Genomic DNA, 14,728 nt, shown 5'->3' with positions numbered 1-14,728 from the left:
GGTTACTCCTTTAATTGGGATACTAACAATATTTAAATAATTATAATCTTTTTTGTGGATAATTTATAGCATTTAAGCAAGCTATTATTCAATTACTAACATAATTAATAAATGAAAAAACCCAGCCGAAGCTGGGTTTAACGATATAATTAATAACAAAAATTAATTTGTTTGATCAATTACTTGAACTTCTTGCACGTTACGTGCTTTAACTTCAATTTCAACACGACGGTCTGGTGCTAAACATTCTTTTAATTCACCATCACGTAGTGCATTACATTTATCACCGGTAACTGGTTGAGATTTACCCATACCGCGCGCACTGATGATACCTGCTGGTACACCTTTTTGAACTAAGTAGTTCACTACTGTGTGAGCACGACGTTCTGATAGTTTTTGGTTAAAGCTATCTGAACCAAGACGGTCAGTATGACCAATTACGATAATCGCACTTTGAGTTGGGTTAATTTTAACAAGAGTTGTTAACAAGTTATCAAGTGCTTGACGACCTTCTGCTTTTAAATCCGCTTTTGAATAAGAGAATAGTATATCTTCATTTAAAATATAGCGGTTTACTTCAGATTTGATTTCAACTGGTACAGCAACAGATGGTGAATTTAGACGGTAAGTCACACCTAAGGTTACAGCTCCTGCATTTGGAGATGCGTCAGTTTGAGTATGAATATGTTGAACATATTGATATTCTAAACGAGTTGAGAAATCTTCGTTAAGACGATAATCAAGACCTAAAGCGAAAACTGGCGATACATCAGTTTTTGTGCCGTGATCAAGTCTGTCATTTGTTTTAACATAACCACTATTTTTCCATTTAGAAATAGTAATCATACCACCAGCACGACCATAAATATCTAAATCATCAGAAATGAATGATAATGGATAGCTCAATTTACCGGTTAAAGAGACACCTTGTGCTGAAACTTTGCTATTACCGCCAATACCAGAAGTATCAGTAAGATTATTTCTTTTATATTTTGCTGAACCTAACCAGTCGTAACCTAATTCAAAAGCTAAGTAAGGATTAGCTTGGAAACCTAAGAAAGCACCGCCAGCAACATTACTTCTATTTGAAGTTTTAATTCCAGCTTCATCTTTATCATAACCGCGAACTTTGTTTGCATCTAAACGATAAAGTTCTGACCAACCTAATTTACCACCTATATAAAAAGTATTATCTTCATATGCTGCATTAGCGGCAGTAGCACTTAGACTTGCAACTGCGATTGCTAGAGCTAGAGTTGTTTTTTTCATTTTTTGCCTCAACTTGTTTGTTGTGATAGACGTTGTTTAATTTGCTTTTATTGTTAAATTTTACTTTTTAAAAAGTGTTAATTTTTTATTATAAATAATTATGCTTCACATAATTTACCATAAATTATAGCACAAATATTATTCGAAGCTAGGTGTAATGGTAAGTTTTTGTAAAAAATAACCAGTCCTTTTGAGGTTAAATAATTTTATTGATAGTAATATATAAATCATTTATTGAATTTGATAGCGTATTTGCCATAATATAGAAATCAGCTTCAAGGCGTTTATCAAATTCATCTGATCCAATATCTTCATTTTCATCCAAAATAACCGAATCAAATTTAATTCTTTTCAATGTTAAATCGGGGTGAATAATAAAATTGATACCACGTTCATCAATGATTTTAAGTTTAGTAACCCATTTCCCCAAATCTAAATGAACTAACATTTCATCACTGGTGATATCTTGATTTTTGCAACTAATAATCCCATTACCTTCAAGAGGATCCTTTAATTCCGCTTCATCACCTAATATAAAAGGAGGAAAACTGAGTTTCTCTTTAACCCAAGTCGTCATAATTTTCTCAAGCGGTTTCTCAATAGATAGCGGAGTTAATGCGAGCGCACCAAGTTCTTTACGTAAGATGGCTAGAATATCCTCAGCAAGTTTAAAACTGCTACAATCAACAATAATTCGTTTGTTTTGCGTGTCTACCCATAACCAATAGTAGTTGTATTTGCTAAATGCTCTAGGCATTAAATCGATCATCACTTCATCTTTTAAAGTGGCCTTTTCATTTTTACTTAGTTTACGGCTTAACGCTTTTTCTTGTTTGTCAATTTTATCATTTAGAGCTTGTTTTATGACTGGTGCAGGTAAAATTTTAGTCTCTTTTTTGATGCGTAATAATAAATGCCCTTGCATATCAATAATGAAATCATCCTGATTATTATCACTGTAAGGTGATACCCAGCCCATTTTAGTGGAATCTAAATTACCACAAGGAGAAAATGAAGCAGACTTAACCGCGTTTTCAATCGTCTGTTTATCAAGTAAATTGTCGTTATTAAGTTGATAAATAATTGCATTTTTAAACCAAAGCATAGTGTAATATTTCCAAAAAATAGTTTATGAAAATTAATTAATCATGACTGATTTCAATAAAATTTTCGTAGCAAATAAAGTATTGTTGTTTTATTAATAAAATTTAATAAAAAATTTAGAATTTATAAGATACACCCATATAGATAGAAGTGACGGTACTATCATCAACCATAGGGCTATCAGCGGCATCACCAGTCAATTTATCAATATGAACGCCACCAAAAGTAGCGATGTTATCTGTTACAAAGTATTGCGCATTAATTTCAAAGTAAGGGGTAAAAGAACTGTCGGCATTAAAATAATGTAAACCTGAACGTGAAGACTCTTTATGCGAAATACCATAATAATAGTCATTATGTTTACTATTAGCCCAGTTTATCCCAATAGTAGGTGCGACAATAAAGTTTCCTTGTATATAAGGCACAGTATAGTCGGTATTTACTAGGATTCCGTTACTTTTATCAAGCACATCAGCGCCAATACTGCCTGAAAAAATTCCCCAATTAGTATTGATTGCATAATCAATTTCGGCTAGCACGGTAGAATGACGACTATCAAGTTGTCTTAACTTATGGTTGTCTGAATCATGAGGTTTAAATTCATTAGCAAGATAACGAGCACCAAAAGATAAACTTTGACTATCATCATTAATCGCGTAAATACCAGCTGATAAGTCATCAATAAAAAATGAACCATTGTCATAATCAATATGAGGAACCGGATAGTAACTTGAACTGTAACTTTTGTATGGTGAATTAGACCAACCTAAACCGATACCTAATGATGTAGGATCTGCCGATGCAATTTGCGTATACCCTAATGGAAATATTGATAAAAGCGAAATTATGCAGCTTAAATTTTTCATTTTGATACCCACTTATAGCGATACGATTTAAGACAATCATTGTAGTAATTTCGTCACGCTGCGCTTATCGTCACAAAATCTATACATTAATTGTACATTGTTACAATCTGTTTTCTTTGATAATAATGCCACATTTTGTCATATTTGAATATGGATTAGTGAGATAAATTATGAGTAAACCAACTTTAGAAATGATTAATAGTCGTCCTGACGATGCAACATTATTAGCAGATGAAGCAAAATATTGCTCATTTGGTGATACCGTGCATTACGTTGAACCACCAAAGATTTTTGATGGCTGTGAAGGTAGTTACATGTATGATAAAGAAGGTAAAGCCTTCCTTGATTTACAAATGTGGTACTCTGCTTGTAACTTCGGTTATGCTAATGAGCGTTTAAATAATGTACTGAAAAAGCAAATCGATACGTTACCACAATGTGCTAGCCAGTATTTACATCCAACTAAAATTGAATTAGCAAAAACTATTGCTCAAGGTATGGAACAGCGATTCGGTTACCAAGGGCGTGTTCATTTTAATGTTGGTGGTTCTCAATGTATTGAAGACTCACTAAAAGTAGTGCGTAATGCTACCGGCGGTAAATCACTAATGTTTGCTTTCCAAGGTGGTTACCATGGTCGTACTTTGGGGGCATCTTCAATTACCTCAAGTTATCGTTATCGTCGCCGCTATGGTCACTTTGGTGATCGCGCAATGTTTGTTCCATTCCCATATCCGTTCCGTCGTCCTAAAGGAATGACCGCCGAAGAGTATGGTGAACATTTAGTTGCTGAGTTTGCACGTTTATTTGAAACTGAATATCACGGTGTTTGGGATCCAAAAGTCGGCCAAGCTGAATATGCAGCATTTTATGCAGAGCCATTACAAGCAACTGGTGGTTATATTGTTCCGCCTCGTAACTACTTTAAAGGTCTGAAAAAAGTTTTAGATCAATACGGTATTTTATTAGTTGTTGATGAGATCCAAATGGGCTTTTATCGTACAGGTAAGTTATGGTCAATTGAACATTTTGATGTTAAACCTGATGTGGTGGTATTTGCCAAAGCATTAACAAATGGTTTAAATCCATTAGGTGGCTTATGGGCTCGTGAAGAGTTAATCAATCCAGAAGTATTCCCTGTTGGTTCTACCCACTCAACGTTTGCGTCAAATCCTTTAGGCACTGCAGTTGGTCTAGAAGTATTAAAAATGACTTCAGAAACCGACTACGAAAAAATGGTAATGGATAGTGGTGCATATTTCCTTGAAGGATTAAAAACACTTGAGAAGAAACACAAAGAGATTGGTGAAGTTGATGGTCTAGGTTTAGCACTTCGTGCTGAAATTTGTACTGAAGACGGATTTACCGCTAACAAAGCATTAGTTGATAAAATGGTTGATATCGGTATGTCAGGTGATCTTGACTGGAAAGGTAATAAAATGGGCTTGGTGCTTGATATTGGTGGTTATTACAAAAATGTTATCACTTTTGCTCCTTCATTACATATTACTCGTCAAGAAATTGATCAAGGTATTGAATTACTCGATCAACTAATCACTCGAGCTAAAAAAGAACTTTAAGTCCTAAATTAAAATAATCCCGTTAATAGCAATTAACGGGATTATAGCTATACCCGATCAATTATAAAAGTTATGCGATATATCAATCAACTAGAACCAAATGAACTAATAAATAATTTCCTTTCTCACCCACCACAAGAGTTTACTAGCTGGATGAGTGAAGATGGTATACCGGCTTTTTCTGCTAAGTTTGATTTGCTCACAACTGCTGATGATGATTTTAAAAATAAAGTTCATAAATTGCCTTTTTATAAAAAATGGCGACATTGGTTACAACCAAAAACATGTTTTGTGGGGACAACCGTTTCAGAATATAGTTTATTGACAAATAAAGTCGATGCCCATCAATTAGCGGATAATGTTAAAGCAACTTATACCAAAAAATATCCTTTTGTCATTGTTAAAGATTTACCTTCTGATTCACCTTTACTTAGCAAGCAGGATAATCAATATTCAAAGGAGATTATTGATTGCTTAAAAGAACGTGGTTTTATTGAAGTTGAAGGGCAAGCTTTAGCTTGGGTTCCCATTGATTTTGAGTCGATAAATGATTTTTTGGCAAAATTGTCATATAGCCGTCGTAAGAATTTAAGAAGAAAACTAAAGTCTCGTGAAAAATTGGTGATTAACATCTTGCAAACAGGTGATGATTGTTTTTTTGATGACACCAATCTTGATTTATATTATCAGCTTTATCTCAATGTATATGAACAGAGTGAAGTACATTTTGATCTATTAACCAAACCATTTTTTGTCGAATTACTACAAAACAAAGCAGCAAATGGACGTATTTTCACTTATCATTATGATGGAAAATTAATTGGTTATAACATCTGTTTTGTGGTAAATAACGTTTTAATCGATAAATACATTGGTATGGTTTATCCACAAGCAAGAGAATTAAACCTCTATTTTGTTAGTTGGTTTGTTAATCTTGAATATGCGTTGCAACAAAATCTGAGTAGTTATGTAGCCGGTTGGACTGATCCAGAAGTTAAGGCTTCATTGGGAGCTAGTTTTACGTTAACTAAACACTTAGTCTATATTCGGAATCCTTTATTAAGAGCGATTTTACGTAAATTAATTGGTCATTTTGAAACAGATAAGGAGAAAGTAGCATGACATCGCCAGTTATCCTTAATTTTGATCAAAGCGTTGGTGAAATTACCGATGCCAGAACGTTTGATTTCACTCAGTGGCAAGATGTCATCCGCTTTGGCTGTAGTCAAAAAAAATTCCAAAAATTTAAAAAGGTATTGCAACAATCGTTACCAGAACATTATGGTACCGTGTTAATGGGCAGTGGTGATTACCATCATATTTCGTTATTATTGATTGAGCAGCTAGCAAAGTACTATAGTGCAGATAATCCAATTGAAGTGGTTATTTTTGATAACCACCCAGATAATATGCGTTATCTATTTGGTGTTCACTGTGGATCGTGGGTTAGTTATGTGGCTAGTTTACCTTTTGTTAGCCATGTCCATGTGTTAGGCATTACCTCGCATGATATTGGCTTATGGCATTTTTGGGAAAATAGATGGTCACCACTTTTTCATAAAAAACTGACCTATTGGAGCTTGGATGTCAATGTTTCGTGGACTAAGAAAATTGGTTTAAGCCATGCCTTTCGTTATTTTGATTCGCCTGATGATCTTATTACTCAATTTCTATCTGAACAATACCGCAATGCTAAACCGATATATTTATCGATAGATAAAGATGCGTTAAGTGAAGAGGTTATTCATACCAACTGGGACCAAGGCAAGCTACAGACGTACCATCTATTAGATACTATTTCTTCAGTTAAGTCGCGAATTATAGGCAGTGATATCACTGGTGAGTTATCAATATGGCAACCAAAAAGTTGGTTTAAGCGTTTACTAAGTTCACTTGATAAACAACCAGAAATATCGTTTGAAAAGTTAAATGATTGGCAACAAGAACAGCATCAACTCAATTTAACTTTATTAAAGGCGTTAAAAGCCTAGTATTCTTTAACGGATTGAATTATCTAGGCCTTTAAACTCACGGTTTGAAGTTATTAATCACTGTGATTATTCGCTTTTTTTGTAAGTTTACTTTCCGCCAGTGCCAAAAACAAAATCCCAGAAACAATCAATATGGTACCAATTAACTTAAATAATGTGATAGGCTCATGAAATAGCCAAATAGAAACAATCATTACCGTCACAACCTCTAAATGCGAAGCTGCGAAAGCCGGGCCTACTGGTGCTTTTTTTAATAAAGTCATCCAAGTAAAGAAGGTTAAAATGTAGCCTGCAATTGATACATATATCCAATGGCCGGAAAATACCCTGACTAACCATTCAATACTCATTGCCAGAGGTTGGGCATGTTCAGCTGCTAATTTGAAACTGCATTGTGCAATGGTATCAAACATTAATAATACTGTAAAACCAATTAGGTAGAATCTAGCCATATTAAGATAGCCCCACAAAGATTACACCAGCAGTAATTAATAACATGCCGATAATACGATAAAGTGTAAGTAATTCTTTAAATAGAACTCGGCCTACTAACATAATCGTAATTATATTAAATGAGGCGAGTAATACACCTTGGGAAAGCGGAACTAAAGTCAAAAAAGCTAACCATAGTAAAAATTCGGCAACGTATGATGATATTCCTATCCAAATCCAATGATTTTTGGCAAGATCTAACCAGTAGTACCATCCATCTCTGTTGGTAGGTGATGTTGCAGCATATTTAAAAGCAACTTGTCCTAAGGTATCAAAACAGATATTACTAATCCAAAGAAAAATAACTAAGGATGACATTATGCTTGAATTCCTTCTGCCAGATTATTAAAAAATGAAGCGCACTCTTTAATCACCTCTCGGCGTTGGCTATCAATAGTAATTAAATGATAACTATCATTTAATACAATTAATTGTTTAGGACCAGAGACCAATTTTTCTACTAATTTTGCATTAGTTTCAATATTGGCAATATCATCATTGCCTGAATGCATAATCAAACAAGGTGAGGTCACTTTAGGTAATTCTTGACGAACATGTTTTGCCAATAATTGCATTTCTGCTAATGCGGGAAATGGATTTCCAGCGAGGCCAGCCGATGCGGCGTCACCACTTAACATGCTTTCAGATACTACGGCTCGAATTCGTTCATCTTTAAGGCCATAAGGTGGTTTTTCTATAAAAGAGACTTTTTGAAAAATACCGAGTTTTTTAAAATAGACCAATAAAAAGAAGAATTTTTTTGCCCAAAATGGCATACTCCAACCATCATAATAAAATGTCGGTGCTAAAACGCCAACCCCCTTAACTTGCTTGGGGCGATCGGCAGCTAGTTTCAATGCCAGAAGGGCGCCCATTGATAAACCTGCAACAAAAAGATTATCTACCTGTTTGGCTAAATAATCAGCACCATCTTGCACGCTTTTATACCAATCTTGCCAAGTTGTTTTACACAGATCAGCTTCAGTACCACAATGGCCGGCTAACTGTATTGCATAAACTGTAAATCCTGCTTTATGTAAACCATTGGCCAAAATTCGCATTTCATTTGGGGTGCCAGTTAAACCATGAATTAACAATACCCCATTTTTATTACCTGGTAAAAAATAAGATAAATCTTCAATTGTACTCATTATTCTTCCTTTATTTTACCATCATGACTGGAATTAGTGATTGTTCTGTTTGTTTTAACGCCTTGGTAACATCCGCAAAGCTAGCAATAGCCGTGTGTTTAATATGGTTTTTCTCACAATAATTGACTAGTTTGTCTTTGGCAAAAACCAGATCGACATGATGAGATACACAAAAATCGGAAGTGCCATCACCAACATACAGTATTTGAGGAAAATGTTGCTGTTGTTTTACATGATTGCATTTGCAGTTACCACTTTGTTTAATACAATCTTTATTAGCATAAGGAAACTCAAGACGCCAACTTCGATGATTATCATGCAATAACTTATTGGCATAAATCGGTAGATGCTCAATGCCATGACGTTTTAAGACAAATTGGATAGCATAATCTAAACCATCACTAACTACATGAACCGGGATATGATTTTTTTCGGTGTAATCAATAAATGCTTTGAAATTAGAGTCAATTTCAATTTTTGCCAATGCAGAATTAAGCTCTTCTAAACTCGCGTCCATTAGGGCGATCTGTTTGCTCATACACTCTTGAGAACCAATTTTACCACTGACCCATAATTCTTCGAGTTCATCGCACCCATCTCGGCCGAACTGGCTAAGTAGAGTATCAGTTACATCTTTAATACTAATGGTGCCATCAAAATCACACAAAATAATAGGTTTATGATGATGAGTATAAGCTGGCTGAAAAAGATGATTAGTAATTGATGAAAAATTATTCATATTCAAAGTGAAAATTGTTTGGTTATAAATATTGTCGCCAATTTTCTCATAAAGCCATAATCATCTTTGTTGGCTCTTTGTATATATTTTGTAACGAAGCTGAATTTGCCTGTATAATGAAGCATCTCGAAGTCCACATTACGGTAAAGAGAGCCTGAAATGAGTGAACGTATATTAATTATCGAAGATGATGAAAGATTAGCCAATTTAATACAAGTTTACCTAATCCGTCAAGGATATATGGTGGATTGGCACAATAGCGGTGAAGGTGCAGAAGAGAAGATACAACAAATTAATCCTGATTTGGTTATCTTAGATGTAATGCTCCCTGAAAAATCAGGCTTTGATATCTGTCGAGACATACGTTCATGGTTTACCAACTATATTCTTATTATGACCGCTAGCGAAGACAATATTGATGAAATTGTCGGATTAGAGTTGGGTGCGGATGATTATTTAGCCAAACCTGTTGAGCCGCGATTATTACTTGCTCGGATTCGAGCATTGCTACGACGCAAACAGATCGAAAATGATAAAGAAGGCTTAAAAGAACCTTCCACCGTGTTTAACAATAATACTTTGACCTTTGAAAATTTAGTCATTGATGGTGAAAATCGCAAAGTGCTATTAGACGGACAAGAAATTGATTTAACGACTGCTGAATTTGATTTACTCTGGTTGTTGGCCAATAATACCGGTAAGATTCTATCTCGAGATGATATCTTTTCCCAAGTAAGAGGTATTGACTTTGACGGTAGTGATCGTTCAATTGATGCCCGAATTTCTCGATTACGACGCAAGCTATTTGATGATCCAGATAACCCATCACGAATTAAAACGGTTCGAGGAAAGGGGTATTTATTCATGCGAGAAGGGGAAAACCATTGAGACAATTATTAGCTAAACCGCTATTTTTCAATCGTCGCATCGTCTTTTATCTGGTCATTTTACTTTCATTACAATGTATTATTGCCTATGGCGCATTATTAGTATTTGATTCGTTACCTTCGTCATTAACTGATATGCCTGATGATCATATCGTTTTTCGTGAGTCTCAGCGAGGAACGGTTAACTTAATTCGTAAACACATTGATGAGAATAAACAGCGACCACTGCAAACAGTGATTGATGAATTACAGCCTTATTTCGGTTATCCCATAAAAATTTTACCAGCAAACACTACATTATCCCATTCGGTAAAAAAAGAGTTGGAAAAATTAAATTTTGCTTATGATGGTGATGATGAGGTGGTATATATCGACCTCAATGATGGGCATATATTGCAATTAGGTCCGATTCTAATGCGAGATATATTAGCTTCAAATACCATGTCGTTAAGTGTTTTTCTTATTATTTGGGCTTTATTTAGTGCCATAATCTTTTTTATTTTAATCTATTTTGCCTTCAGCGCCGTATGGAAAGATCTGGTCAACATACGTCAAACTGCCGAACAACTAGGACAAGGCAATTTAAAAGCACGTACCGAAAATGTGAAAGGTTGGCTATTCAAACCATTAGCCAACGTTTTAAATAATATGGGCACTCATATAGAGCATTTGGTGAGCACAAACCAAACGATTTCGCATGCAATGGCACATGAACTGCGCACTCCTCTTGCACGAATGCGATTTGAGTTGAGTATGCTTGAAGAATCTACTGACGAAGATGAAAGAGCCGCATTACAAAAAGGGATGAGTGATGATATCGATGAACTCGAAACATTGATTAACGCTAGTTTGAATTATTTCAAAATGCAGCAAAGCAATATTGAATTAAATCTCACTACAGTATCGTTAAAACAGTGGGGTGAAAAAGTTTGTCAGTCATTAGCGCTATTTAAACCTAAAGGTTTTGAGCTCGTTTGCCATAGCCAAGATGCCAACGCCAAAATTGATACAAATTTAGCAGAAACTATCGTCAAAAATCTGCTACTCAATGCTTTTAAGTATGCAGCGCATAAAGCGGTATTAAATATCACTAAACAGGATAATCGTGTTATTTTGGAAATTGATGATGATGGTACAGGGATTCCTTTTGATGCGCGTGAAAAGATCTTTATGCCATTTGCTCGTCTTGATACCAGTCGTACTCGATCAACGGGTGGTTATGGATTAGGATTAGCTTATGTAAAATTAATGGCAGAATTTCATGACGGTAAAGCGTTTGTGGTTACCAGCCCATTAGGGGGCGCACGATTTGTGGTTTCAATAAAATCAGGTGATTTTTAATCATGTTTTATCATTAATATTTATGATAAAAAATGATCATATTGGTTATTTATCGGTATTTCATTTTTTTACTGCTATTATAGGATAATATTTACTCTATTGCACAATGAGGTGAGTATTATGGAAAATGATTTAACACCTTATATTCCAACAGGTTATTGGCTTAAATTGGTGATAATTTTCTTTTTGGGATGGATAGTAATTTATGCTGGCAGATCGGTTTTAAGTCCTTTAGTTGGTGAATTACAAACTCAGTTTGGTTTAACTAAAGCTGCAACCGGTGGCATCATGAGTTTGTTTTTTCTTGCTTATACCTTATTTCAAATACCATCAGGTATTCTCGGTGATAAAATTGGCCGTAAGCGAGTTTTAGTCACTGGATTTTCTTTATATGCTATCTTCATCGCGGCAATCTATTTTGTGCCTTCCTTTACAATCTTCTTAATCCTTTGGATGTTAACGGGTGCTGCACAAGGATGTTATTATGGACCTCAATATGCGTTATCGTCTGAAGCCATTCCGAAAAAATGGATAACTTTAGGTAGTGCCATCATTGGTAGTGGTATGTCTTTTGGTATAGCAATGGGATATTATCTATCCAGTGTGATGATCTCGGTTTTCAATACTTCATGGAAAATACCTTTTGTGATGGTGGCGATGCCAATCGTAATAGTTACTATTTTGATGATTGTTTTTATTAAAGACAAATCCAAATTTTCAGTCGCATCCCAAACTTCAGAAAAAACCAATTTTTCTCAACTGTTTAAAAATCGCAATTTAGTTTTGGCATATATCACCATCTTTTGTTCTATTTATGGTTTTTTTGTTATTATCACTTGGTTACCTAATTATCTTGAAGTAGAACGCGGCATGAATAAAATTGAAGCGTCACAAATTGCCTCAATTGTACCTTGGATCTCAATTATTGGGACACTATTGTGTAGTTATGTTTCAGATAAATTAGGTCGCCGTAAACCGGTGGTCTTATTTATGATGCCGTTATCTTTAATAGCGATTTTTTCAATAGTCTATTGTGATTCTTATGCGGTACTTGTGGCAGTGCTGATACTATACGGTTTTATTGGTAAAATTAGTTTAAATCCGGTACTGATCGCTTTAGTTGCTGATAATGCGCCTAAAGCATCATTAAGTACTGCATTTGGACTATATAATTTTTTTGGTATGGCCGCCTCAATCTGTGCCCCTTACTTTACCGGCCTTATTGCCGATAAGACAGGAAGTTTAAATAGTGGATTTTACCTAGCAGCAGTTATAACATTGGTTGGCATAACGGCAATGTTATTTGTTAAAGAAGCAAAATCCGCTAAGCAAAGTTAATTCATAGTAATGGTTTTATCTATTTTTAATCATTATTATTAATCAATAATTTTGCTAAAATTATTGCGGAGTATTATCCGTTTGAGCTGAGATATTTTTCAAAAAATTTAAATCTCATGTTTTAACGTTTCGAAAAAACAAAAAATTTGCTATATTCGTCGGTCAAAATGATAAAAATGATAAATCTCATTTCTAAATTGGTCATGAGTAAATAAATATATAATCAGAGGTTTTTTATGAGCGGTGATTTACCGAACGAAACTCGTCCAACAAACTTTATTCGTCAAATTATTGATGCAGATCTTGCTGCCGGAAAATATAAAACAACGCATACCCGTTTTCCGCCAGAACCTAATGGCTATTTACATATTGGTCATGCAAAATCTATCTGTTTAAACTTCAGTATTGCCCAAGATTATCAGGGTAAATGTAATTTACGTTTTGATGATACCAATCCAGCTAAAGAAGATATTGAATATGTTGAATCAATTAAAGAAGATGTTCGTTGGTTAGGATTTGAATGGGATGGTGAGATTTGCTATTCATCTGACTATTTTGACCGTTTATATGAATATGCATTAGAGCTTATCAATAAAGGTCTTGCTTATGTCGATGAACTGTCTGCTGATGAAATTCGCGAATATCGTGGCACCTTAACACAACCCGGTAAAAATAGTCCTTATCGCGACCGCAGTATTGAAGAAAACTTAGCATTATTTATCCAAATGAAAGAGGGTAAATTTGCTGAAGGAAAAGCTTGCTTACGAGCGAAAATTGATATGGCATCACCTTTTATTGTTATGCGAGATCCTGTGTTATACCGGATTAAATTTGCTGAACATCACCAAACTGGTAATAAATGGTGTATCTATCCAATGTACGATTTTACTCACTGTATATCGGATGCCATTGAAAATATCACCCATTCACTTTGTACCCTTGAGTTCCAAGATAATCGTCGTTTATATGACTGGGTTTTAGATAATATTACTATCGAAGCCAGACCTCATCAATATGAGTTTTCAAGATTAAATCTTGAATATGCGATTACTTCTAAACGAAAATTAACCCAGTTAGTTGCTGAACAAATTGTTGATGGTTGGAATGATCCGCGTATGCCAACTGTTTCAGGTTTGCGTCGTCGTGGCTATACTCCATCTTCAATCCGTGAATTTTGTCGTCGAATCGGGGTAACTAAACAAGAAAATACCGTTGAAATGAGTACTCTTGAATTTTGTATTCGTGAAGATCTCAATGAAAATGCGCCGCGAGCGATGGCGGTACTTGATCCGGTTAAAGTGGTCATTGAAAACTTTTCGGCAACAATCGATGAAGTATTAAGCATGCCAAATCATCCTAATCGACCAGAACTCGGTCACCGAGAAGTCATGTTTACTCGCGAAATTTATATCGATCGCGCAGATTTTAGAGAAGAAGCTAATAAAAATTATAAGCGCCTTGTATTAGGTAAAGAAGTTCGTTTGCGTAACGCTTATGTGATACGTGCTGATCGCGTTGAAAAAGATGCAGAAGGTCATATCCAAACTATTTATTGTAGCTACGATCCTGCTACCTTAAATAAAAATCCTGAAGATGGACGTAAAGTGAAAGGTGTTATTCATTGGGTATCAGCCAAGTTTGCCAAACCAGCCGAAATTCGTCTTTATGATCGTTTATTTAATACCCCAAATCCAGGTAGTGCTGAAGACTTTTTATCAACCATTAATCCAAACTCTTTAATTATTAAACAAGGATTTGTTGAGCCTAGTTTACAAAAGGCTAAAGCTGAACAAGCCTATCAATTTGAACGTGAAGGTTATTTCTGTCTAGATAGTAAATATGCGACTGAAGATAATCTCGTGTTTAATCGTACGGTAGGCTTAAGAGATAGCTGGAACGAAGCATAATTATAATAAAAACGCCAATTTCGATTGGCGTTTTTATTTTCATCTCTATTTTTTATTTTCATC

The 14,728-nt window shown here is 34.9% G+C and carries 14 protein-coding genes; 7 read left to right on the top strand and 7 right to left on the bottom strand.

The window, feature by feature from the left end; translation table 11 throughout:
- Positions 1-162: 162 nt before the first annotated feature.
- The 3 genes from ompA to AC5LXV_RS16355 all read right to left on the bottom strand — a co-directional run bounded on the left by ompA (position 163) and on the right by AC5LXV_RS16355 (position 3,239).
- The gene (ompA, locus tag AC5LXV_RS16365; RefSeq protein WP_493467050.1) at positions 163-1,269 is read right to left on the bottom strand and encodes a porin OmpA; all 1,107 of its coding nucleotides are present in this window, start codon (positions 1,267-1,269) and stop codon (positions 163-165) included.
- Positions 1,270-1,465: 196 nt separating this feature from the next.
- On the bottom strand, positions 1,466-2,374 hold the full coding sequence (locus AC5LXV_RS16360; RefSeq protein WP_493467049.1) for a recombination-associated protein RdgC: 909 nt from the start codon (positions 2,372-2,374) through the stop codon (positions 1,466-1,468).
- A gap of 115 nt (positions 2,375-2,489) precedes the next feature.
- Complete coding sequence (locus AC5LXV_RS16355) at positions 2,490-3,239, bottom strand: MipA/OmpV family protein (protein WP_493445459.1); 750 nt, start codon at positions 3,237-3,239, stop codon at positions 2,490-2,492.
- Positions 3,240-3,409: 170 nt separating this feature from the next.
- On the opposite strand from AC5LXV_RS16355, the gene AC5LXV_RS16350 reads away from it, so the two are divergent.
- The 3 genes from AC5LXV_RS16350 to AC5LXV_RS16340 all read left to right on the top strand — a co-directional run bounded on the left by AC5LXV_RS16350 (position 3,410) and on the right by AC5LXV_RS16340 (position 6,810).
- Positions 3,410-4,819: an aspartate aminotransferase family protein gene (locus AC5LXV_RS16350; protein WP_110422514.1), complete on the top strand. Its 1,410-nt coding sequence runs from the start codon at positions 3,410-3,412 to the stop codon at positions 4,817-4,819.
- Positions 4,820-4,891: 72 nt separating this feature from the next.
- Positions 4,892-5,941: a GNAT family N-acetyltransferase gene (locus AC5LXV_RS16345; RefSeq protein ID WP_493467048.1), complete on the top strand. Its 1,050-nt coding sequence runs from the start codon at positions 4,892-4,894 to the stop codon at positions 5,939-5,941.
- On the top strand, positions 5,938-6,810 hold the full coding sequence (locus tag AC5LXV_RS16340) for an arginase family protein (RefSeq protein WP_493467047.1): 873 nt from the start codon (positions 5,938-5,940) through the stop codon (positions 6,808-6,810). The genes AC5LXV_RS16345 and AC5LXV_RS16340 overlap by 4 nt, the downstream gene beginning before the upstream one ends.
- Positions 6,811-6,863: 53 nt before the next feature.
- On the opposite strand, the gene AC5LXV_RS16335 is transcribed toward AC5LXV_RS16340, so the two are convergent.
- Genes AC5LXV_RS16335 through AC5LXV_RS16320 form a run of 4 tightly spaced genes read right to left on the bottom strand, consistent with a single transcriptional unit; the run spans position 6,864 to position 9,192 of the window.
- Positions 6,864-7,262 (bottom strand): DMT family transporter, encoded by a 399-nt coding sequence (locus AC5LXV_RS16335; RefSeq protein ID WP_493467046.1) that lies wholly within the window; start codon positions 7,260-7,262, stop codon positions 6,864-6,866.
- A gap of 1 nt (position 7,263) precedes the next feature.
- A complete protein-coding gene (locus AC5LXV_RS16330; protein ID WP_110432474.1) occupies positions 7,264-7,620 on the bottom strand; it encodes a DMT family transporter in 357 nt (118 codons plus the stop codon).
- A complete protein-coding gene (locus AC5LXV_RS16325) occupies positions 7,620-8,453 on the bottom strand; it encodes an alpha/beta hydrolase (RefSeq protein WP_110432475.1) in 834 nt (277 codons plus the stop codon). The genes AC5LXV_RS16330 and AC5LXV_RS16325 overlap by 1 nt, the downstream gene beginning before the upstream one ends.
- A 10-nt stretch (positions 8,454-8,463) precedes the next feature.
- Positions 8,464-9,192, bottom strand: coding sequence for an MtnX-like HAD-IB family phosphatase (locus AC5LXV_RS16320; RefSeq protein ID WP_493467045.1), 729 nt, complete (start codon positions 9,190-9,192; stop codon positions 8,464-8,466).
- Positions 9,193-9,351: 159 nt separating this feature from the next.
- On the opposite strand from AC5LXV_RS16320, the gene AC5LXV_RS16315 reads away from it, so the two are divergent.
- The 4 genes from AC5LXV_RS16315 (at position 9,352) to glnS (ending at position 14,665) form a co-directional block, all read left to right on the top strand.
- Complete coding sequence (locus tag AC5LXV_RS16315; protein WP_493445458.1) at positions 9,352-10,080, top strand: winged helix-turn-helix domain-containing protein; 729 nt, start codon at positions 9,352-9,354, stop codon at positions 10,078-10,080.
- Entirely contained in the window at positions 10,077-11,420 is a 1,344-nt protein-coding gene (locus tag AC5LXV_RS16310) for an ATP-binding protein (RefSeq protein WP_493467044.1), read from the top strand. The genes AC5LXV_RS16315 and AC5LXV_RS16310 overlap by 4 nt, the downstream gene beginning before the upstream one ends.
- 120 nt (positions 11,421-11,540) lie before the next feature.
- Positions 11,541-12,758, top strand: coding sequence for an MFS transporter (locus AC5LXV_RS16305; protein ID WP_493467043.1), 1,218 nt, complete (start codon positions 11,541-11,543; stop codon positions 12,756-12,758).
- A 236-nt stretch (positions 12,759-12,994) separates the two neighbouring features.
- Positions 12,995-14,665 carry a glutamine--tRNA ligase gene (gene glnS, locus AC5LXV_RS16300; protein ID WP_493467042.1) on the top strand — a complete coding sequence of 557 codons (1,671 nt, stop codon included), beginning with the start codon at positions 12,995-12,997 and terminating at the stop codon, positions 14,663-14,665.
- The last annotated feature ends 63 nt before the right edge of the window (positions 14,666-14,728 follow it).

The organism is Gilliamella sp. LMG 34359 (genome assembly GCF_984569085.1).
Note: the sequence above shows the minus strand (reverse complement) of the source record. Positions and strands in the feature narration are given on the sequence as shown.

Excerpts from the sequence above, each read along its gene's own strand:
- ompA (WP_493467050.1), bottom strand. The coding sequence starts at position 1,269 with ATGAAAAAAACAACTCTAGCTCTAGCAATCGCAGTTGCAAGTCTAAGT.
- AC5LXV_RS16305 (WP_493467043.1), top strand. The coding sequence starts at position 11,541 with ATGGAAAATGATTTAACACCTTATATTCCAACAGGTTATTGGCTTAAA.
- AC5LXV_RS16355 (WP_493445459.1), bottom strand. The coding sequence starts at position 3,239 with ATGAAAAATTTAAGCTGCATAATTTCGCTTTTATCAATATTTCCATTA.
- AC5LXV_RS16360 (WP_493467049.1), bottom strand. The coding sequence starts at position 2,374 with ATGCTTTGGTTTAAAAATGCAATTATTTATCAACTTAATAACGACAAT.
- AC5LXV_RS16320 (WP_493467045.1), bottom strand. The coding sequence starts at position 9,192 with ATGAATAATTTTTCATCAATTACTAATCATCTTTTTCAGCCAGCTTAT.
- AC5LXV_RS16335 (WP_493467046.1), bottom strand. The coding sequence starts at position 7,262 with ATGGCTAGATTCTACCTAATTGGTTTTACAGTATTATTAATGTTTGAT.
- AC5LXV_RS16325 (WP_110432475.1), bottom strand. The coding sequence starts at position 8,453 with ATGAGTACAATTGAAGATTTATCTTATTTTTTACCAGGTAATAAAAAT.
- AC5LXV_RS16350 (WP_110422514.1), top strand. The coding sequence starts at position 3,410 with ATGAGTAAACCAACTTTAGAAATGATTAATAGTCGTCCTGACGATGCA.
- AC5LXV_RS16340 (WP_493467047.1), top strand. The coding sequence starts at position 5,938 with ATGACATCGCCAGTTATCCTTAATTTTGATCAAAGCGTTGGTGAAATT.
- AC5LXV_RS16345 (WP_493467048.1), top strand. The coding sequence starts at position 4,892 with ATGCGATATATCAATCAACTAGAACCAAATGAACTAATAAATAATTTC.
- AC5LXV_RS16315 (WP_493445458.1), top strand. The coding sequence starts at position 9,352 with ATGAGTGAACGTATATTAATTATCGAAGATGATGAAAGATTAGCCAAT.
- AC5LXV_RS16330 (WP_110432474.1), bottom strand. The coding sequence starts at position 7,620 with ATGTCATCCTTAGTTATTTTTCTTTGGATTAGTAATATCTGTTTTGAT.
- glnS (WP_493467042.1), top strand. The coding sequence starts at position 12,995 with ATGAGCGGTGATTTACCGAACGAAACTCGTCCAACAAACTTTATTCGT.